The organism is Microbacterium azadirachtae, assembly GCF_000956505.1.
In the GTDB taxonomy this organism is placed as follows: Bacteria; Actinomycetota; Actinomycetes; order Actinomycetales; family Microbacteriaceae; genus Microbacterium; species Microbacterium azadirachtae_A.
In genome coordinates this window covers 286,768-306,536 of sequence record NZ_JYIX01000036.1, presented here as the reverse complement: position 1 = coordinate 306,536, position 19,769 = coordinate 286,768, and the positions used below count along the sequence as shown (strand labels likewise).

The 19,769-nt window shown below is 70.0% G+C and carries 19 protein-coding genes; 7 read left to right on the top strand and 12 right to left on the bottom strand.

Translation table 11 applies throughout. The features are described from left to right. Nucleotides 1-53 precede the first annotated feature (53 nt). Nucleotides 54-530 (top strand): Lrp/AsnC family transcriptional regulator, encoded by a 477-nt coding sequence (locus RS86_RS12750; protein ID WP_235281767.1) that lies wholly within the window; start codon nucleotides 54-56, stop codon nucleotides 528-530. A 13-nt stretch (nucleotides 531-543) separates the two neighbouring features. Here RS86_RS12750 and RS86_RS12745 read toward each other — a convergent pair whose 3' ends face one another. Both RS86_RS12745 and rarD read right to left on the bottom strand, forming a co-directional pair. Continuing rightward, complete coding sequence (locus tag RS86_RS12745) at nucleotides 544-792, bottom strand: hypothetical protein (protein WP_082076758.1); 249 nt, start codon at nucleotides 790-792, stop codon at nucleotides 544-546. Nucleotides 793-887: 95 nt separating this feature from the next. Beyond that, on the bottom strand, nucleotides 888-1,775 hold the full coding sequence (gene rarD, locus RS86_RS12740; RefSeq protein WP_045272617.1) for an EamA family transporter RarD: 888 nt from the start codon (nucleotides 1,773-1,775) through the stop codon (nucleotides 888-890). 135 nt (nucleotides 1,776-1,910) lie between these two features. Between rarD and RS86_RS12735 the strand changes: the two genes are divergently transcribed. Together RS86_RS12735 and RS86_RS20985 are read left to right on the top strand one after the other, a co-directional pair. Beyond that, nucleotides 1,911-4,451, top strand: coding sequence for a bifunctional lysylphosphatidylglycerol flippase/synthetase MprF (locus RS86_RS12735; RefSeq protein ID WP_052680241.1), 2,541 nt, complete (start codon nucleotides 1,911-1,913; stop codon nucleotides 4,449-4,451). A gap of 192 nt (nucleotides 4,452-4,643) precedes the next feature. Continuing rightward, on the top strand, nucleotides 4,644-5,624 hold the full coding sequence (locus tag RS86_RS20985; RefSeq protein WP_045272616.1) for a M23 family metallopeptidase: 981 nt from the start codon (nucleotides 4,644-4,646) through the stop codon (nucleotides 5,622-5,624). Nucleotides 5,625-5,694: 70 nt separating this feature from the next. Here RS86_RS20985 and RS86_RS12725 read toward each other — a convergent pair whose 3' ends face one another. Beyond that, a complete protein-coding gene (locus RS86_RS12725) occupies nucleotides 5,695-6,219 on the bottom strand; it encodes a hypothetical protein (RefSeq protein ID WP_052680240.1) in 525 nt (174 codons plus the stop codon). Nucleotides 6,220-6,226: 7 nt separating this feature from the next. Beyond that, nucleotides 6,227-6,637, bottom strand: coding sequence for a DUF4383 domain-containing protein (locus RS86_RS12720; protein ID WP_045272615.1), 411 nt, complete (start codon nucleotides 6,635-6,637; stop codon nucleotides 6,227-6,229). 178 nt (nucleotides 6,638-6,815) lie between these two features. On the opposite strand from RS86_RS12720, the gene RS86_RS12715 reads away from it, so the two are divergent. Further along, a complete protein-coding gene (locus RS86_RS12715) occupies nucleotides 6,816-7,928 on the top strand; it encodes a 5-methyltetrahydropteroyltriglutamate--homocysteine S-methyltransferase (protein ID WP_045272614.1) in 1,113 nt (370 codons plus the stop codon). Nucleotides 7,929-7,949: 21 nt separating this feature from the next. On the opposite strand, the gene RS86_RS12710 is transcribed toward RS86_RS12715, so the two are convergent. The 8 genes from RS86_RS12710 to RS86_RS12675 form a co-directional block, all read right to left on the bottom strand. After that, nucleotides 7,950-8,858 carry a sugar phosphate isomerase/epimerase family protein gene (locus tag RS86_RS12710; protein ID WP_052680239.1) on the bottom strand — a complete coding sequence of 303 codons (909 nt, stop codon included), beginning with the start codon at nucleotides 8,856-8,858 and terminating at the stop codon, nucleotides 7,950-7,952. A 1-nt stretch (nucleotide 8,859) separates the two neighbouring features. Continuing rightward, nucleotides 8,860-9,642 carry an SDR family NAD(P)-dependent oxidoreductase gene (locus tag RS86_RS12705; protein WP_045272613.1) on the bottom strand — a complete coding sequence of 261 codons (783 nt, stop codon included), beginning with the start codon at nucleotides 9,640-9,642 and terminating at the stop codon, nucleotides 8,860-8,862. A gap of 103 nt (nucleotides 9,643-9,745) precedes the next feature. Next, complete coding sequence (locus tag RS86_RS12700; protein ID WP_160299691.1) at nucleotides 9,746-10,738, bottom strand: sugar ABC transporter substrate-binding protein; 993 nt, start codon at nucleotides 10,736-10,738, stop codon at nucleotides 9,746-9,748. A gap of 76 nt (nucleotides 10,739-10,814) precedes the next feature. Beyond that, entirely contained in the window at nucleotides 10,815-11,801 is a 987-nt protein-coding gene (locus RS86_RS12695; protein ID WP_052680238.1) for an ABC transporter permease, read from the bottom strand. Nucleotide 11,802: 1 nt separating this feature from the next. Beyond that, the gene (locus RS86_RS12690) at nucleotides 11,803-13,305 is read right to left on the bottom strand and encodes a sugar ABC transporter ATP-binding protein (protein WP_045272611.1); all 1,503 of its coding nucleotides are present in this window, start codon (nucleotides 13,303-13,305) and stop codon (nucleotides 11,803-11,805) included. Beyond that, entirely contained in the window at nucleotides 13,302-14,366 is a 1,065-nt protein-coding gene (locus tag RS86_RS12685) for an alcohol dehydrogenase catalytic domain-containing protein (RefSeq protein WP_045272610.1), read from the bottom strand. Before RS86_RS12685 ends, RS86_RS12690 begins: the two co-directional genes overlap by 4 nt. Nucleotides 14,367-14,397: 31 nt before the next feature. Further along, complete coding sequence (locus RS86_RS12680) at nucleotides 14,398-15,360, bottom strand: transketolase family protein (RefSeq protein WP_052680237.1); 963 nt, start codon at nucleotides 15,358-15,360, stop codon at nucleotides 14,398-14,400. Next, nucleotides 15,360-16,235, bottom strand: a complete 876-nt coding sequence (locus RS86_RS12675; protein WP_045272609.1) for a transketolase — start codon at nucleotides 16,233-16,235, stop codon at nucleotides 15,360-15,362. The genes RS86_RS12680 and RS86_RS12675 overlap by 1 nt, the downstream gene beginning before the upstream one ends. 207 nt (nucleotides 16,236-16,442) lie before the next feature. On the opposite strand from RS86_RS12675, the gene RS86_RS12670 reads away from it, so the two are divergent. The 3 genes from RS86_RS12670 (at nucleotide 16,443) to RS86_RS12660 (ending at nucleotide 19,762) form a co-directional block, all read left to right on the top strand. Then, a complete protein-coding gene (locus tag RS86_RS12670; protein ID WP_045272608.1) occupies nucleotides 16,443-17,951 on the top strand; it encodes an aldehyde dehydrogenase family protein in 1,509 nt (502 codons plus the stop codon). Between the two features lie 102 nt (nucleotides 17,952-18,053). Further along, nucleotides 18,054-18,554, top strand: a complete 501-nt coding sequence (locus RS86_RS12665) for a MarR family winged helix-turn-helix transcriptional regulator (protein ID WP_045272607.1) — start codon at nucleotides 18,054-18,056, stop codon at nucleotides 18,552-18,554. Between the two features lie 401 nt (nucleotides 18,555-18,955). Further along, a complete protein-coding gene (locus tag RS86_RS12660) occupies nucleotides 18,956-19,762 on the top strand; it encodes a methylenetetrahydrofolate reductase (protein ID WP_152642165.1) in 807 nt (268 codons plus the stop codon). Nucleotides 19,763-19,769 lie beyond the last annotated feature (7 nt).

Genomic DNA, 19,769 nt, shown 5'->3' with positions numbered 1-19,769 from the left:
TGCGTGCGAAACTTGAGTCCTGCGCAACATTCGGACGTCGCGAGGAGCGGATCTTGATCGCGGAACAGCACGGTGTCGACGCCCTCGACCTGCGCATCCTCGCCGCGCTCTCCGCGCAGCCCGACGCTCCGATCAAGCAACTCGCCGCCGCGCTGGGGATCCCCGCCTCCACGTGCGCGTTCCGGCTCCGCTCCCTGCGCTCGCGCGGGGTGATCCAGGGGCTGCGGCTGCTGCTCGATCCTGCCGCGCTCGGCCGCCCGGTGCAGGCCGTGATCCGCGTGCGGCTGGGCACCCACAGCAAGACCGGCGTCGAGGCGCTGTTCGACGCGCTCGAGGCGACGGAGGGCGTGCTGCAGGTGTTCCACATCGCGGGCGCCGATGACTTCCTCGTGCATGTCGCGGTCGCCGACGCTGCGGCCCTCCGCGACATCGTCCTCGAGCGCATCACGGTGCACGACGTGGTCCGGGCCACGGAGACGCAGCTCGTGTTCGAGCGGCGCGACGGCGCGGGCATCGCCGCGCCGCGCTGAGCCGCCTAACGGCTCACTGGTCGCGGCGGTTGTACTTGCCGTGCCGGTCGTGCGTGGAGTGCGGCGAGGGTTCCGTGCCGCCATCGTGCTCGGCATCGGCGTAGGCGCCCTCGTCCTCGGGGTCGGGACCGCCGCGCTCGGTGCGCGTGTACTGCCCGTGCACGGTGCGCTCGGGCTCCGGCTCCCCGTCGACCTCGGTGTAGGTGCCCTCGAGGCCGTCGCGCGGATCGCTCGCCCCCTGCGGGCGTTCTTCCTGGCTCATGCTGGTCCTCCCATCGGGAGATGGCGCATCTCTCCCTTCCAGGGTACGTCCGCAGGCATCGGAAGGCACGGGTTCCTTACCGCTCGCACTCCGGGTCAGGGGATCCGCCTCGCGCGGCGGAAGCCGTCGACCGCGAGCACGACGAGTGCGACCGCGAGGGTTCCGTAGACCAGCGGATCCCAGGCCCTCAGGTGCGCCCCCAGAAGCATCGCCACGACGAACAGAAGCACGGGCTCGGCGTAGCTGAGGAGGCCGAAGAGCGGAAGCCCGAGCAGCCGGGACGCGCCGAGATAGGCCGACATCGCGAGCGTCCCGGCGAGGCCTGCGGCGATCACCGCGGCCTGCCCGAGCGGAGTCGTGGCTCCGGGCATGACGATCACGAAGACCACCGCCACCGGGATCAGCAGCACCGTCTCCGCACCGAACGTCGCCGGCAGATCGAGGCCCGCGTGCCGGCGCACCGTGAAGTACACGGCATACACGACGCAGATCCCGAGGGCCACCCAGGACAGCGTCCCCTCGAAGGCGATCTTGGCGCCGATCGCGACCACGGCGATGCCCACCGCGACCCATTGCCCACGGCTCACCTGCTCGCGGAACAGCAGCCGCCCGACCAGTACCAGCGCGATCGGCAGCAGCAGATATCCGAGCGATGCGTCCAGCCCGTACCCGTGCACGGGCGCCCAGGCGAACATCCACATCTGGAAGCCCACCATCGCGCTCATCGCGACCAGCACCAGGGGCATCCACCAGCGGGAGGACAGCACGCGCCAGAACAGGGCGAAGGCGGCCCGGCCCTGCCTGGTCGAGAGGGCGAGCGCGTAACAGAGCGCCGTGACGATCATCCGCCAGCCGAACTGGGCCTCCGCGGAGGCGTCGACGACGCCGTAGAGGTAGAAGATGCCGCCGAAGAGCACGCTCGCGGCGAGAGAGCTGACGACGCCGCGGGCGCTCCGCGACCCGGGTGTGCGCTGCTCCATCATCGAGAAGGGTATCGGCCCGGCGGAAGGCATGGCGACTGTACAACGCCGCGGACGTTCGGCACTCTGAAGGGGTGGTGCCCCCGCCACCGCACGGATCCGGAACGAACCGCGCGCTCATCGCAGAGAGAGCAACGCATGACCCCCTCTGACAACGCCCCTGCCGGCACCGTCGCGCCTGCGCCGACGCCGCGTCCCGTGCCGCGCTGGATCCGTGCGGTGCTGACGTATCTCAGCAGCAATCCCTTCAGTGCGATGCTCGCCGTGGTCGTGCTGGCAGCCGGGTTCGTCACCGGGACGTTCCTGGGTCGGTTCCCGCAGGAGTTCGCCGCCTCTGTGAGCACGACGATCGAGGACGGCGACTGGTGGACCCCGCTCACCGCACTGCTGTTCGGCGACTCGGTGATCGGCGGAGTGCTCGCGATCGCCCTGATCCTCACGGCCGGCGCCTACGCGGAGCGCAAGCTCGGCAGCGTCCGCGCCGCGTGGACGTTCTTCCTCACCGGGATCCTCGCGATGGTGATCGGCCTGAGCGCACAGGGACTGCTGGTCTCGTGGGGTTCGCAATGGGGCCTGCTCGCGAGCTACGACGCGGTCGCGGATCCCACGATCGGCACGGTGGGCATGCTCATGGCGGCGAGTGCTCTCGCCCCCGCGCTGTGGCAGCGCCGGATCCGTGTCGTCGGCTTCACCCTGCTGGTGATGTTCGCGCTGTACGCCGCAGACAGCGACAGCGTGTTCCGCCTCCTCTCGGGCGTGCTCGGGCTGCTGCTCAGCCTCCTGCTGGCGCGGGGCACGGTGCGGGCGACGTGGCATCGCAGCTCTCATCGCGAGGTGCGCACCCTGGTCGCGGCGATCGTCGCCGCGACCGGACTCGGGCCGTTCATCGTGCTCATCTCCGGGGCCTGGTACGCACCGCTCGGTCTCGTCGTCTCGGGCTTCTCGCCGATCGAGGCGGAGCAGATGCCCAAGTCCTGCGTGGAGGACTTCACCGCCGACTGCGTGCGCCAGGCCGACGCGATCCTGAACTCGGGCCCAGGACCGTTCCTGGTGAGCCTCGTGCCGCTGCTGCTCACGCTCGTCGCCGCCTGGGGGCTTCGCACCGGCCGCCGGGCCGCGTGGATCATGGCGCTGATGGTCAACGCCGTGATCGCCCTGCTGACCGGCACATCGGTCGGCATCAACGACCTGCTGGACGACAAGATCCGCGGCGCCCTGCTCATCGAGGACGGCATCGCGATGATCCTGGCCGTGCTCGTGCCGATCGGCGTGATCGCCCTGCTGCTGTTCACCCGACGGCACTTCCGTGTGCTCGCGCCTCGTGCCGCCGTGCGCCGCTTCGCGATCACCGTCGTCGGCGCCTTCGTGGTGTTCGCCGGCGCCTACCTCGTGATCGGGCTGATCGACGGGGACAACTATCTGGACGGACAGCCCTCGCTCGGCGAGCTCCTGGCGGACCTGATCCGTCCGTTCGTCTCGAGCGGCCTGCTGCCCGCGATCGCGGACGCGGGGATCCCCGTCGACGGCGCGGCCCTGTTCGTCTACCAGTGGGTCGGCGTGCCGTTCTGGATCGTGTTCATCCTCGCGGCCGTGCGGCTGTTCCGCGCCACCCAGGTCGACCGGCACGTGATCGAGGAGGCGCGCTTCCGGGCTCTCCTGCGCGAAGGAGGCGGCGGCACCCTCGGCTTCATGGGCACGTGGGCCGGCAACAGCTACTGGTTCACCCCCGACGGCCAGGGAGCCGTCGCGTACCGCGTCATCCGCAAGGTCGCCCTGACGATGTCGGATCCGGTCTGCGCCGAAGGCAGGGAGCAGGAGACCGTCGAGGCGTTCATCGCCTACTGCGAGTCGCAGGGCTGGTCGGCGTGCTTCTACAGCTTCCACGAGCGCTTCCTGCCGGTCTTCCAGTCCTTCGGATGGCAGCACATGTCCGTGGGCGAGGAGACCGTGATCGACCTGGCGGGATTCGAGCTCACGGGCAAGGCGTGGCAGAAGGTGCGTCAGCCCCTCAACCGCGGCGAACGCGAGGGCATCACGACGCTCTGGTCGACGTGGCACGACCTGCCGACCCGCTATTCCAGGGAGATCACCGCGGTCAGCGAGGAATGGGTCGCGCACAAGAAGCTCCCCGAGATGGGCTTCACCCTCGGCGGGATGGAGGAGCTCAAGGACTCCGACGTCGGCATCTTCCTCGCGATCAACAAGGACGGCGGGATCGAGGCCACGACCAGCTGGCTGCCCACCTGGACCGATGGCAGGGTCACCGGCTGGACCATCGATTTCATGCGTCGCAGCGACGGATCCATGCCCGGAATCATGGAGTTCATCATCGCCTCCGCCGCCCTGCACATGAAGGAGCAGGGCGTCCAGGTCCTCAGCCTCTCCGGCGCCCCGCTCGCGACCAAGCCGGGCGAGGTGCCCGCCGAGCCCGGCGTCATGGACCGCCTGCTCGGCTGGCTCGGAGAGATGCTCGAGCCTGCCTACGGCTTCACGTCGTTGTTCCGCTTCAAGAGCAAGTTCAACCCGCGCTACGAGACCATCTACATGGCCTATGCGGATCCTGCTCAGCTCGCGACGATCGGCATGGCCATCGGCAGCGCCTACCTCCCCGAGGCGACGCCGAAGGAGTACCTGGCGCTCGTGCAGACCATCACCAACCGCGGGGGCGACCACCGCTGAGGACCTCGGATCGCGCCACGCCGAGACCGCGTTTCGCGGCCAATGTATAGAACTCTCAGAAACCGTCCGTATTATTACGGAGTTGTAACACCACTCCGTTCCCCCGATGGCGGAGAAGTCACACCCTCTCCGCTGCCCGAGGAGCACATCATCAGTTCGCGAGCCCCCGAAACCGCGCACACCTCTGCCCGCATGCCAGAATCCCCGTCCGCGACCGTCGGCACCGCCGCACCCCGTTCGCGACGCGAGATGAGGGAACAGGCCGCCGCACAGTCGTCCGCCCCCGCGCAGACCTCGGGTCCCGCCGCCTTCTCGCGCACCCCTGCAGAGCCGGCCACCCCGCCGCTGTTCTCCCCCACGACCGCTCAGGCGCACATCCCCGCGCCGCCGCAGGCCCCCCGGCCGGCGACGCGCTCCGCAGCTCCAGAGCAGCAGTCCGCACACGTCGTCCCGGCCGGAAGGCGCCCCCGGCGGGGCGCCAAGAACCTCGGCCGCAGCACCGGAGCGGCCCTCGCGATCTCCGCGCTCGTGGTCGGGACGGCGCTTCCCGCTCTCGGGATGGTGCGCGCGAGCGACGCCAAGCCCGCGACCAGCGCGGCGGCGGACATCCGCGCCCAGTCCTTCACGGCTGCCAACGGCGTGCTCCCCGACGTCCAGGTGCACGGCACGTTCACCGCGACCACGCCGTCCGAGCTCAGCGCGATGCAGGCCGCCACCGCTGCGGCCCAGCGCTCCGGCGTCGCCTCGATCGCCAAGCCGGGTCAGGTCATCTACCCGATGGCGGCGGGCTCGTACACGCTGACAGACGGGTTCGGCGCCGCGCGCACCGGCCGCAGTCACATGGGCCAGGACTTCGCCGCGGGCATCGGCACCCCCATATACGCGGCTGCGGACGGCTGCGTCACGCTCTCCTCGGAGAGCTACCAGGGCTACGGAGTCACCGTCGAGATCGCCCACCCGGCGCTCAGCGGCAGCAACGCCGTGTCGACGCTGTACGGGCACATGACCTACGGCAGCCGCGCGGTCCAGGCCGGCGAGTGCGTCACGGCCGGTCAATTCATCGGCCGGGTCGGCGACACCGGCTGGACGGTCGGATCCTGCCTGCACTTCGAAGTGCACATCAACGACAGCGCCATCGACCCGCTCGCCTGGCTCGAGTCCAACGTCTTCTGATCCGAATCGGATCACGACGAGGCCCCCGCTCCGGCGGGGGCCTCGTCGTCGTCTCCGACCGAACCGCCGCTCAATGGTGCGCGTGCGGATCCACGAGCGGCAGGTCGACGCCCCCGCCGTGATCGTGCCCGCCCCCGTTCGCCCCGGCGTCGGTCTGCGCCAGCGCCGGCGTCACGAGTGAGGCGACGAGCACGGCCCCCAGCACCGCGCCTGTGGCCCTCGTGCGAGACGCCCGGGTCGAGCCCTCCCCGGCATCGACCCGGACGACCCCCGCTCCCCGCGACCGCGCCGCCATCGCTCCCGCTGCGATGACGAGCACGGACGAGGCCGCGACCGCGATGACCGGTGCTCCCCCCAGGAGAGCGACCGCCCCGAGGATCACCGCGATAATCGCCCCGACGGCTGCGCCTCTCCCCCGCCTCATGCGCCCCGCACGGAGGACGGCGACGCCCCAGCCGAGCTCGACGACGCCGATCAACAGCATCGGCGCCAGCAGCACGACGGCGCGCCCGTCGGCGCCGGAGACAGAGGCGCCGATGGCCAGGTGGATCAGGCCCGCGCCCCAGGCGAGGAGCGCGGGCCAGCTGCGCAGCACGACGGCCTCAGGCCATCGCCCCGCGCGGCGCGGTCCGCTCGACCCCGATCCCGACCGCGAGCAGCAGCAGCGCGCTCGCGAGGTGCAGGAAGTGATCGAACGTGTTCAGCGCGAGGATGTTCGCCGCCGTCCCGACCAGGAAGAACCCGACGATGCCGAGCAGCAGATAGGCCGCCCCCACGACGGTGTTGGTTCCCTTCGCCGCCCGGGTGGAGACGAGGCCGGCCACGAGCAGCGCGGCTCCGATGAGCAGGTGCGCGACGTTGTGCAGCGGATTGACCATGAAGATGCCGAGCAGCATGCCGCCCTGCGTCGCCAGGAAGGACACTCCTCCGGTGACCGCGAAGCCGAGCGCGCCGACGACGATGTACACGGCGCCGAAGATGACGCCGATCAGACGGTTGGGTGACGAACGCATTTTCTCCTCCTCGAGTGCGGCACGATGCCGCTCACCCTCTGTTCGGAGTCCTCCGCCGATCGGATGGGATCCTCCGCGATCCGGCCGTAGAAGACCGGATCCGACCACCGATCCCGCCGGATGTCGCCATGTGTCAGGGATCCTGTCATACGCGGCCTCACGCCCCTATCATCGAGCGATGAGCACTCGCCCCTTCCGCGCGGACATCGTCGGCAGCTTCCTCCGTCCTGCGGCATTGAAGGCCGCCCGGCAGAGCCACGCGGACGGCCGACTCGACGCAGCCGGCCTGAAGGCCGCCGAAGACGCCGCAGTCGCGGACCTCGTGACGAAGCAGGCGGATGCCGGTCTGCGTCCCGCGACGGACGGCGAGTTCCGCCGCTCCTGGTGGCACTTCGACTTCTTCGACTTCCTGGACGGGGTCGACATCGTCGAGCTGGACCACGGGATCCAGTTCCGCGGGGTGCAGACCAAGCCGCGCGGCGTCGAGATCGCAGGCCCGATCCGCTTCGATCCCTCGCATCCCTTCCTCGCGCACTACTCCGCGCTGCAGGAGACGGTCGCGGGCTCGACGGGCGCCGTCCCGAAGTTCACGATCCCGGCACCGACCGTGCTCGACTTCCGTCTCGAGCCGGACCACATCACCGCGAAGGCCTACGACGGCAGGGACGCGATCGTCGACGATCTCGTGCAGGCCTATCGCGACGCGCTGGCCGCGTTCTACGAGGCCGGTGCCCGCTATCTCCAGCTCGACGACACCGCCTGGGCCTACCTGTGCTCCGAGACCGAGCTGGCCAAGGCCCGCGAGCGCGGCATCGTGACCGACGGCATCGCCGAGCGGTACGCCGAAATCCTCAACCGCGTGCTCGCGGGCAAGCCGGACGACCTCGTCGTCACCACCCACGTGTGCCGCGGCAATTTCCGCTCGACCTGGATCTCCTCGGGCGGCTACGAGCCCGTCGCCGAGCAGCTCCTGGACGTGGTGGAGTACGACGGGTACTTCCTGGAGTACGACAGCGACCGCGCGGGAGGGTTCGAGCCACTGCGGTACCTGCCGAAGGGCGACAAGACCGTGGTGCTGGGACTGGTGACCTCGAAGAGCGGCGAGCCGGAGGACCCCTCGGTCGTCAAGCACCGCATCGACGAGGCGGCCGCGTTCGCTCCGCTCGAGCAGCTCGCGCTCAGCCCGCAGTGCGGCTTCGCCTCGACCGAGGAGGGCAACGTGCTCACTGAGGACGAGCAGTGGGCGAAGATCCGCTCCGTCGTGGACATCGCCGCCGACGTGTGGCGCTGAGCGGATCCTCGCCCTGCCGCGTCAGGTCGAGGTGATCCTCGACATCCGGCTCGCACGCCGGCCGACCGTGCTGGTCGCCCAGCCCGCACGGACCACCCGCATCGCGTCGCGCGCGAGCTCGACGCCGTCGTCGTAGACGTCGCGCCAGATGGAGAGCCCGTCCGCGCCCTCGGGGGCGAGGACCGACCGGGAGAACGCCTCGACGCCCCAGCGGCCCTGGTAGCCCGCGTCGAGCGCATCCCGGACGATCCCCGGGATGTCGATCGCGCCGCCGGACAGGGCGCCCCGGCCGGATTGTCCGAGCTCCAGATAGCGCAGCCGCGGCAGCGCCAGTCGGACCGCGTCCGCGATGTCCGACTCCTCGATCGCCATGTGGAACGTGTCGAGGTGGATACCGAGGTGAGCCGATCCGCTCGCGTCGACGTAGTCCATCGCGCGCCGCGCGGTGTTGACCGCCGATGTCTCGTACCGGTTCAGCACCTCGAACACCATTGCGACGCCCTGCTCCTGGGCCTCATCCGCGATCCGCCCCACCGCAGCCGCCGACCGCGCGAACGCGGCGGTGCCTGTGATCCCGCGGGGCGGGCCGAAGAGCCCGTACGGGACTCCGTTCAGCTGGTCCGCGCCGAGGGCGACCGCGAGGGCGAGACTCTGCCGCAGCAGCGCGGCGCCCGCGGCCCGCGTGGCCGGATCCTCCGCCGCGACATCCGCGTCGGGGAGCTGGATCGCCATCGCGATCGGCGCCAGACCCCGATCCGCGAGCAGTGCCCGCAGACGGGGCATGTCCACGGCGCCGGCATCGAACGGCGGCAGCACCACGCGGCGGTAGCCGCTCGCGGCGAGCGCGTCGAGACTCTCGGGCAGCCGCGGCGACTGCGGATCCGAGACGAGGACGCTGAGCTGGCACGCGACGTCCAGGTCCGGCGTCATGTCAGAACACCGGCAGATCGAGCCGCTGCTTGAACACCGAGTACCCGTCGTCCACGCTGACCACCGTGCCGTTGATCGCGTTCGCCTCGTCGGAGGCGAGGAACGCGACGACGTCGGCGATCTCCTCCGGCGCGGTGAGCCGGTTTCGCAGCTGCTCCGCGGCGAAGGTCGACTTCAGCTCCTCGCTGAACTGGTTGATGATGGGCGTGCCGACGCGCCCCGGCGTGATCGCGACGGCCCGCACCCCGTACTCCGCGAGCTCGTAAGCCGCGGAGCGGGTGAACGAGATGACCGCCGCCTTGGCGGCGCTGTAGCTGAACGAGAGCTCCGCGGCCTGCTCGCCGTAGATCGAGGAGGTGCTCACGATCACGCCGCCGGTGCCCTGCCGGCGGAACTGCCTCCCCGCCGCGAGGATGCCGTAGTAGACGCCGTTCTGGTCGATGCGGATGATCGGCTCGTAGTCCTTCTCGGGCTCGTGCTCGAGAAGCGGCCTTCCGCCGGCGATCCCCGCATTGTTGAAGATCACGTCGAGCCGACCGAAGACCTCGACCGCGCGCGCGACGGCCGCCTCGACCTGCGCGTACACCGATACGTCGACCGCGACCGCGGCGACCGCGCCATCGAAGCCCTCACCGGCGATCGCGGCGACGGCCGCCTCCGCCTGCCGCAGATCGATGTCCGCGATCATGACCTTCGCCCCCTCGCGGACGAACTTGCGCACGGTGGCCAGGCCGATCCCGCTCGCACCGCCCGTGATCAGGGCTGTCTTGCCTTCCAGACGCATCGCGTCCCGCCTTCCTTGCTCGGCGCGCAGCGCGCGCTCGGTTTCGACGCCGTCCCCGCGGACGGCGGGCGGGGGCGGCATCGTGCCGCCCCCGCCCAGGGCATCAGCCCAGCTTGTCCGACGGGGTCACCGTCGACGCGTTCTCCTTCGTCACCAGCGTCACGCCGACCGCCTCGAAGTTCTTCGAGGGCAGCGTGCGGTCTTTCTGGTACGCCTGCACCTGCGTGACGAGCGAATCGAGGATGGTCGGCCACGGCTGCTCGATCGTGGCCTGCATGTTGCCGCCGGCCTCGATCACCGACAGCGTCTCGCTGAGAGCGTCCACGCCGGAGACCTTCGCGGTCGAGCCGGCCTCCTTCAGCGCCTGCGCGGCGCCGAGCGCGGCGTCGTCCCAGCCGGCCCAGACCGCGTCCAGACCGTTCGGGTGCGCGGACAGGTAGTCGGCCACGAGGCTGAGCGCCTCCGTGCGCCCGGTGGCGGGGTTGGTCACCTTCTGGATCGCGCCGCCCGCGATCGTCGCGCCCGCGGCCGTCAGCGCCTTCTCGGCCAAGCCGGAGCGCAGTCGGATGCCGGGGTGCGGGTCGTGCCCGATGACCATGACGGTCTTGCCCTTGAGGCCGGACACCGCGGTGTCGAGCGAGCCGACGGTCTTGTCGACGATCTGCTGCTGGTCGGTCGTGATGTTCAGCGCGAACGCATCGTTCGCCGCGGTCGCGGAGTCCATCGCGAAGATCGGGATCTCCGCGTCCTTGGCCGCCGTCACGATGGATCCGATCGACTCGACGTCGGTGTAGCCGTCGAGGATGACATCGGCTCCCTGGCCGATCGCGCTCTCGACCGCGGGGTTCATCTTCTGGAAGTCGAAGTCGCCCTGGATCATCGTGAGGTCCCAGCCGAGCTCCTTCGCTCGCGCCGTGACGGCCTTGACCCACCAGGCGCCGACCGGGGTCTGGTTGCCGGAGGTGAAGGCGATGACCTTGAACGGCTTCCCGTCGGCCCCGCCGGTGCTGCCGGCGCTGCTCTGGCCGCTGCATCCGGTCAGCACGAGCATCGCCGCCGCCGCGAGGGCCGCCGCCGCTGTGATTTTCCTACGCACGTGACTACTCCTTTGTGTGTGGTGCATGGGTGGAGGCTGCGGCGATGGGCACCGCCGCAGTGAGGGAGGGGTATCGCTACCTCTCCCGCGTCTTGAGGGATGACAGCGTCACGGCCGCGATGATGATGAGGCCGGTGACGACCTGCTGCACATAGGCGTTGACGCCGAGGATGTTGAGGCCGTTGCTCATCACGCCGATGATCGCGACGCCGATCATCGTGCCGCCGAGATTCGCCGCACCGGAGCGGAGCACGGTCATCCCCAGGAAGACGGCCGCGACCGAGAACATCATGTTGTTCCCGCCCTGCTCGGCGCTCGCGCTGCCCAGCCGCGCGGCGAGCAGGATGCCGCCGATCGCCGAGACGAGCCCTGCCATGGTGAAGGCGAGGAGCCGCGCGAACCGCACGTTCACGCCGGAGAGGCGCGCGACCTCGACGTTGCCGCCGATCGCATGCCAGCGGCGGCCGACCGTCGTGAAGCGCAGCGCGCACCAGATCACCAGCGCGATGACGATCGCGGAGTACACCGGCAGCGGGATGTTCAGGAATCGCCCCTGGCCGAGCGCGTTGAAGGCGGCCGGCATCCCGAACAGCGTCGTCCCGGCGGTGACCAGATACGCGAGTCCGATCACCGAGGTCATGGTGGCCAGGGTGGCCACGAATGCCGACAGGTTCAGATAGGCGATGAGGACGCCGTTCACGAGTCCGACCAGGAGGCCCACCGCGAGCCCCGCGACGATCGCCACCGGGATCGGGCTGTTCCCGAGCATCAGGGTCGCGGAAACGGATCCGGCGAGGCTCGACGTCGCCCCCACGGAGAGGTCGAAGTCGCCGACGACCATCACGATGGTCTGCGCCGCCGCGATGATCGCGAGGATCGAGACCTGGTACAGGATGTTGCGCACGTTCACGAACGAGAGGAAGGTGTCCGGTCGCATCGCGAAGAAGAACGCGAGCAGCAGGACGAGGGCCACGACGGTGCCGCCCTGCAGCAGCACGCGGCCCACGGTGCGGGAGTGGGTGACGACGACGGCGGCCGTCATCGTGTCTCGGGAGGAGGTCATGTCAGTCGGCCCTTCCGTAGGCATAGGACAGGAGCAGTTCGTCGTCGGCCCCCTCGGCGGGGACGTCCCCCGCGAGCGAGCCCTCGTGCATGATGAGGATCCGGTCGCTCATCCCGATGAGCTCCGGAAGCTCGGAGCTCACCGCGATGACCGCGGTCCCCGTGGCCGCCAGCTCGCGGATCAGCCGGTAGATCTCGGCCTTCGTGCCGACGTCGATCCCCCGTGTCGGCTCGTCCATGAGCAGCACCCTCGGCCGGCGCGCGAGCATCTTGGCGAGCACGACCTTCTGCTGGTTGCCGCCCGACAGCTCCCCCACGGTCTGACGGGGTCCGCGGGCCTTGATCCTCAGGTCCGCGATGCCGCGGTTCGCGATCTCGGCGATGCGACCGCCCTGCACGATCCCCGCGACGCTCACGGCGCGGATGTTCGCGAGAGCGATGTTGTCCTGGATCGAGGCGGCGAGGATCACGCCCTGGCTGCGGCGCTCCTCCGGTACGAGCGCGACGCCCGCCTCCAGCATGCGGCCGACGCGCGGCGTGGTCGCGGAGCCGGCCTCGCCGATCGTGATGCGGCCCCCGCGGTGCGGCTGGGCCCCGGCGAGCAGCCGCAGCAGCTCGCTGCGCCCCGACCCCGCGAGCCCGCCGATGCCGAGCACCTCTCCCTCGTGCACTGCGAACGAGACGTCCTGCACGCGCCGGCCGTGCAGCCCCTCGACCCGCAGCGCGACGGTCGCGGTCGCGGTGCCGCGCGGCGGGAAGAGCGCTCCGGCCTCCCGCCCGACCATGGTCGAGATCACCTCGTCGATCGACGAGTCGGCGACCTCCTTCGTCATGACGGTCTTCCCATTGCGCATGACCGTGAGCCGGTCGCACAGCTCGAAGACCTCCTCGAGCCGGTGCGACACGTAGACGATCGCGACGCCCTCCTCGCGGAGCGAGCGGAGCACCCGGAACAGGTCCCGGATCTCGGTGTCGGTCAAGGACGCCGTCGGCTCGTCGAGGATCAGCACCCGCGCCTCCGCGGCCAGTGCCCTGGCCACCGAGACCATCGTCTGCTGGACCGGGGTGAGGTCGGCCCCGAGCCTCCCGACCGGGATCGGCTGGTTCAGCCGGTCGAGCAGCTCCTTGGCGCGGCGGCGCATGGTCGCCCAGCGCACGAGACCTCCGCGGCTCGGCGTGTGCTCCCCGAGCAGGATGTTCTCGGCGACGTCGATCGTCGGGATCGTCGACAGCTCCTGGTACAGCGCGACGACTCCGGCGCGGCCGGCCGCGCGGACGCTGGCGAACTCGACGGCCTCTCCCTCGCGGCGGATCTCCCCCGCGTCGGGGGCGTGGATGCCGGTCAGCACCTTGATGAGCGTCGACTTGCCGGCGCCGTTCTCACCCAGGAGCGCGTGGATCTCGCCGGACCGCACCGAGAGCCGCGCCCCTTCCAGGGCGTGCACTCCATCGAAGCGCTTCACGATGTCCACGGCCTCGAGCGCGGCGACGGGCAGATCCGTCATGACGACACATCCTCGAGGTCGTTGCAGCGGATGAGGACCTTGGGATGCACACCGGCGACGTGCGCGGCGAACGCCTCGTCGACCTCGTCGAGCGGGAACACCGCCGCGGTGAGCTCATCGACGTCGAGGTGCGGCAGGATCTGCAGCGCCCGCGGGAACGCATAGGGCGAGACGAAGACGCCGGTGAGCGTGAGCTCCTTGAGGTAGAGGTACGAGGACAGCCCCAGGGGCATCTCGAAGGTCTCGGGGTACATGGCCCCGTAGACGACGACGCCGCCCTTCGCCGCGAGATCGAGCAGTCCCTGCGCCGCGCGCGGCGCCCCCGACGCGTCGATCACGACGTCGTACCCGCGCCCGCCTGTGATCAGGGCGGCACGCGCGTCCTGATCCTCCGCGACAGGATCGATCACGTGCTCAGCCCCATGGCGGAGGGCCATCTCCCGGCGGGCCGCGATCGGCTCGACCATGGTGAGCGAGGTCGCCCCGTTCCTCTTCATGACCTGGAGCACCAGCTGCCCGATCGGGCCTCCGCCGCAGATCAGCACGCGATCGCCGACCCTGATCCTGGTCTTGTCCGCGATGCGCACGGCGACCGACGTCGGCTCCAGGAGGCTCCCCTTCCGGAGCGTGACGTCCTCGGGGAGGCGGTACACCTGGGACGCGTGCCAGGTGATCGTCTCCGCCATCCCCGGCCGGTTGTAGTCCTGGATGTTCTCGCAGAACTGCTGCCGGCCGTCCTGACACGGGCGGCACGTGCCGCAGAACCGGAGGAAGTTCCCGGCGACCCTGTCGCCGACCTTCAGTCCGCTGCGGTGCGCCCGCTCCCCCAGCGCCTCGACGACCCCGGAGATCTCGTGCCCCAGCCCGATCGGCACGTCGGTGCCGAAGAACCCCTCGGCGAGATGCGGATCCGAGCCGCAGATCGCCGCGTACGCGACGCGGATCCGCACGTCCTCCGGTCCCAGCGGCTGCTCCGGGAAGTCCACCACCCCGACCCGTCCGCGGGTCGTCTCATCGGGATCCCGCAGGCTCCCGATCCTCGTCACGGCCACCGTCTTCATTCGTCTCTCCGTCGGTCTCGGGTGCCGTGGCTCAGGAAGCGCCGAGGACGCGGCGCAGGGCGTCGACCGTTGCTGTGAGCCCGTAACCGTGCTTGTCGCGCAGCTGCTCGTCCTCGCCGAACCCGGCGTAGACCTGCGGGATGCCGAGCCGCTCGAACGCGGCGAGGCCGAGGCCGCGATCGGCGACGACGTCGGCGATGCGGCTCGCGAGCCCGCCATAGGCGAGGTGGTCCTCGAGCACGACGAAGCGACCGCCGGTCTCCTCCGCGCAGCGGACGATGAGCTCCTCGTCGATCGGCTTGAGCGTGAACATGTCCACGACCCGGACCGAGCGGCCCTCCTCCGCGAGCGCGTCCGCCGCCTGCAGCGCCTGCGCCACCGTGGTGCCGTGCGTGAAGATCGTCGCATCAGCGCCGTCGCTGGCGACGATGCCCTTCCCGATCCGCACCTCGTGCTCGCCGGGCTCGTAGAGGACCATGTCCTTCTTGCCCACCGCGAGACGGATGTAGATCGGGCCGTCCATCGTCATCGACTGCCGGAGGATCTCGCCGACCATCAGCGGGTCACCGATCGAGGTGACGGTCATGTTGGTGAGGGCGCACATCAGCGCGAGGTCCTCCACCGCGTAGTGCGTGGATCCGCCGTTGCCGACCAGGCCGCCGTGCGTGCCGATGATCTTGACGGGCAGGTTCGGATAGCAGACGTCGGTGCGCACCTGCTCGAGCGCCCGCATGCTCAGGAACGGCAGCATGCCGGACACGACGGGGATGTTCCCGTCGTACGCGAGTCCCGCCGCGATGCCGACGCTCACCTGCTCGGCGAGGCCCACATCGAGGAACCGATCGGGGAACCGATCGCGGAACTCCACCAGGGTGGCCCCGATGTCGGGGGTGATGACCCAGAGGTTCGCATGCTCCTCGCCGAGCTCGGCGAGGGTCGTTCCGATGACCGAGCGCGCGGAGAGCATCTCCCCGAACGTGAACGTGACGGGCATCAGGCCACCGCCGCCGTGCGAGAGGCCGAGAGCGCGGCCATCGCCCGCTCCAGGTCGACGGCGCCGAGCGAGCCGGCGTGCCAGGCGAGATTGTGCTCCATGAAGTCGACGCCCTTCCCTTTCACCGTCTCGCAGATCACGACCGTCGGCCGATCGCTGCCGGCGTCCGGCAACGCGTCGATCGCGCGCACCAGCTCGCCCATGTCGTGGCCGTCGATCTCGAGAACGTTCCATCCGAAGGCCCGCCACTTGTCCGGATACGGCTCGAACAGCACTCGCTCCTCGGCGAAGCTCGTCATCAGCTGGCGGTTGCGGTCCACGAACGCGACGAGGTTGCCGAGCCGATTGCTCCTGGCCGCCATCGCGGCCTCCCACACCGAGCCCTCGCCGGTCTCCCCGTCGCCGAGCAGGCAGACGATGCGGTGGTCCTCGTCGCGGTGCCTGGCGCCCAGCGCCATTCCGACCGCGAGGGGCAGGCCGTGACCGAGCGATCCCGTCGAGCACTCCACACCGGGCAGCTGCACCTTGCACGGGTGCATCCCGTAGGCGCTGTCGAGCTGGCCGTAGGTCTCGACGATGCCCTCGTACGAGAAGAACCCGCGGATCGCCATCGCGATGTACATGCAGACCGCCGCGTGACCCTTGCTCAGCACGAACCGATCCCGGCCGGGGTGGGCGATGTCCGCAGGGTCGACCCGCAGGCCGTAGCCGAACAGCGCCGTGAAGATGTCGGCCGCGGAGAGATCGCCGCCGATGTGCACGGCCCCCTCGTAGGTGCCGCAGAGCTGCAGGAGCTTCGACCGCAGTTCGAAAGCCAGATCCTCCAGCTCCTCGACGCTGTGCTCGCCGCGTCGGGGCAGCGCACGATCGCTCATCACATGTCCTCCTCATCGATGACATCCGGCGCCCGTCGACGGTGACGAGCCGGGCCGTGGCGATGAACGTAGCATCATTTCGTTTACATGTAAACCAGAATGGTTCTAAACTCGGAAACGGCCCGGGTGGAGACCCGCCGGCACCCTGCTGCGGGATGCCCGGACCGACGTCTCGAAACGACGGACACAGAGAGGTGGGCAGTCGCCATGACGGATACGAGAACGATCGACGCTGCAGGAGTGGGCGTGCGGACAGGCTTGTTCATCGGCGGTGAGGAGCGCTTCACGGAGGAGGTGCTCCGGGTCGCGGATCCGGGGAAGCCGGACGCGATCGTGGGCGAGGCGGCGTCGGCATCGGCCGCCGACGTCGCGGACGCGGTCGCGGCGGCGAACGCCGCCTTCCCGGATTGGGCCAGGCTGTCGGCGCCGGAGCGGGCGGCGCGGATGGCCGTGGCGATCAGCGGCATCGCGGACGATCGCGACGAAGACGCCGCGATCCTGTCGCAGGAGAACGGGAAGATCCGGTTCGAAGCCTGGGTGGACGCCCTCGTGTTCGAGATCCGTTGGAACCTCGCGCTCATGCTCGCGGACGAGGTGGACGCCTCGCACACCCTGCCGGTCGTTCCCGGCGCGATCCCGGTGTCCACCGACGTCGCCTACCAGCCGCTCGGGGTGGTGACCGTGATCGTCCCGTTCAACTGGCCGATCGCGATCCTGGGCGCCTCCCTGCCGCACGCGCTGCTCGCCGGCAACACGGCGATCGTGAAGGTCCCGCCGACCACGCCGCTGGCGATCGCACGGCTGGTGCAGCGCGTCGCGGAGAAGCTTCCGCCAGGGGTGCTCAACGTGATCAGCGGCCGGGACGAGAACATGGCGGGCCTGATCCAGAACCCTGACGTCGCGAAGGTCTGCTTCACGGGCAGCGTGAACGGAGGGAAGCGGATCATGCAGATGGCCTCGCAGAGCCTCACCCGGGTCACGCTCGAACTCGGCGGCAACGACGCGGCGGTCTTCCTCGAGGACGCGATCCTCGACGACGCGCATCTCGACCGGCTCTACGCGGCGATCTTCGACACCACGGGACAGATCTGCATGAACGCCAAGCGCGTCTTCGTGCACCGCTCCCGCCTGGACGAACTCGTCGATGGACTGGCCGCTCGCCTGGACCGCGCCGTGATCGGCTACGGGCTCGACGAGGGCACCACGATGGGTCCGCTGCACTCCCCCGCTCAGCGCTCGTTCGTCGCGGAGCTCATTCAGGAGGCCAAGGACGCCGGCGCCGACGTCCGCGAGTACGGGCAACTCCCCGGCGGAGAGCTCGAGGGCGGGAACTTCCTGCGCCCCGCGCTGGTCGTCGACCCCGATCCCGCACTGCGCGTGGTCACCCAGGAGCAGTTCGGCCCCGTGATCCCGATCATCCCGTTCGACGACGAGGACGAGGCCGTGCGCGGGGCCAACGACACCTGGGGCGGGCTCTGCGGTTCGGTCTGGACCGCATCGCCCTCTTCCGGTGCGCGGGTCGGATCCCAGCTGGTCTGCGGTTACGTCTGGATCAACGACCACGGCGCGACCCGGCTCGATCTGCGCGCGCCCTTCGGCGGCATGAAGCAGTCCGGCATCGGGCGCGAACAGGGCATCGAGGGCGTCAGATCCTTCCAGGACACCCGCGCGATCGCCACGATCGACGCGGAAGCGCTCGCCGCCATGGCGCACTAGGGATTGCCGGGTCCCTGGCGTGCGCTCACGCCGGGGACCCGGTCGTCTGGAACACTCATCAACGAGGGGGCTCTGCGAGCTCCCGCACGCAGGAGGAACAGCATGCCCGCACAGGATGACACCCGCCCCGGGGTCGCACCGTCGCCGGAGGTCGTGCGCGACCCGTTGTACGACGTGGTCGACCCGGAGTCGTTCACCCCGCGTCTGCTCGCCCTGCTCTCCAACGCCCTCGTGTGGCGCGAGTCGCAGGAGTTGCGCCGCGAGTTCGGTCTCGGCACGAACGAGTGGCGCGTGCTGTCCGCACTCGCGACACGGCCCGGATCCTCGGCGAGCGAGGTGTCGGAGTTCCTCGGCGTCAACAAGGCCATCGTCTCGAAGAGCGTCAACACCCTCGCGGATCGTCGGCTCATCGCGCTCTTCGACGGCCCGCGGGGCTCGCGCCCGATGCACCTGACCCCGTCCGGAGCCCAGCTGCACCATGAGATGCGCCCCATCTCGATGCGCGGTCAGGAGGTCATCCTGGCCGGGATGACCGAGGCCGAGATCGCCCAGTTCAACACCGCGCTCCTGCGCATGCTGGCCCTGATCCGCACCGCCGACTGACCCCAGACTCTCCCCCGCCACCACCCCTTCGCCCCCCGGCGCCCCTTGGCGCCCCCCGGCGCCCCCACTTCCGAGTCGTCCCCCTCAGCGGAGCCCATAGGGTGCGCTGACAGGGACGACTCGAAGTGGGCTTTGCGTCGTCCCCGCCAGCGGAGCCCCCAGGGTGCGCTGAGGGGGACGACTCGAAGCAGTGGTTCGCCACGCCTTGAATTTACCTCTTGTCATTACCTATTGACATAGGTATTCTGACGGCAGGCCCGTTCAACGCCGAACAGGGCCTGACCGATCCGCTCGCACTGCCGCGCGCGGACCCGCCGAAAGGATGCCGATCCGTGTCACGCACCACACCCGTCGCGAACCCGATCGCGGCGCGCGCACTCGTCGACGACTTCTCCCTCGAGATGACCGGGAAAGACGTCCCCGGTCTCCAGGAGGCGCGCGACACGATCCCCGCGGGGACCAAGATCAACGTCACGTTCCTCGGCAACGAGGATCTCGACATGCGCGTGGCCGCCGCCAAAGCGGTCCGGGATCTGGGCTTCGTGCCGGTCCCGCACATCTCGGCCCGTCGACTGCGGTCGCGCGCGCAGCTCGAGGAGCTCCTCGGCCGGCTGCAGGAGGTCGGCGCCACGGACCACGTCTTCGTCGTCGGCGGGGACCCCGCCACGCCGGACGGGCCGTACGCCTCGGCCTTCGACGTCATCTACACGGGTCTGCTGCTCGACTACGGCGTCCGCGAGGTGTCGATCGCCGGTTATCCCGAAGGGCACCCCGACATCGCCGACGACGAGCTGTGGCGCCATCTCGAGAACAAGTCGGCGGTCCTCGCGGAGCAGGGGCTGGACGCCGTGATCCTCAGCCAGTTCGCCTTCGACACGGATCCGGTCCTGGCCTGGATCGACCAGGTCCGCGCACGCGGGATCGCCTCCGAGATCCGGGTGGGCACGCCGGGGCCCGCGGGCGTCAAGCGGCTTCTCGGGTTCGCCCGTCGGTTCGGCATCGGCGCGAACGCGATGATCGTGAAGAAGTACGGCTTCTCCCTCACGAACCTGATGGGGACGGCGGGGCCGGATGCCTTCGTCTCCGACCTGTCCGCGCTGCTCGCGGCCGACACCGAGACCGGCGCCGTCAAGCTGCACTTCTACACGTTCGGCGGCCTCCTCGCCACGTCGGCATGGGCGCGCGACTTCGTCGCCGCCCGCCGCTGAGGGGGCC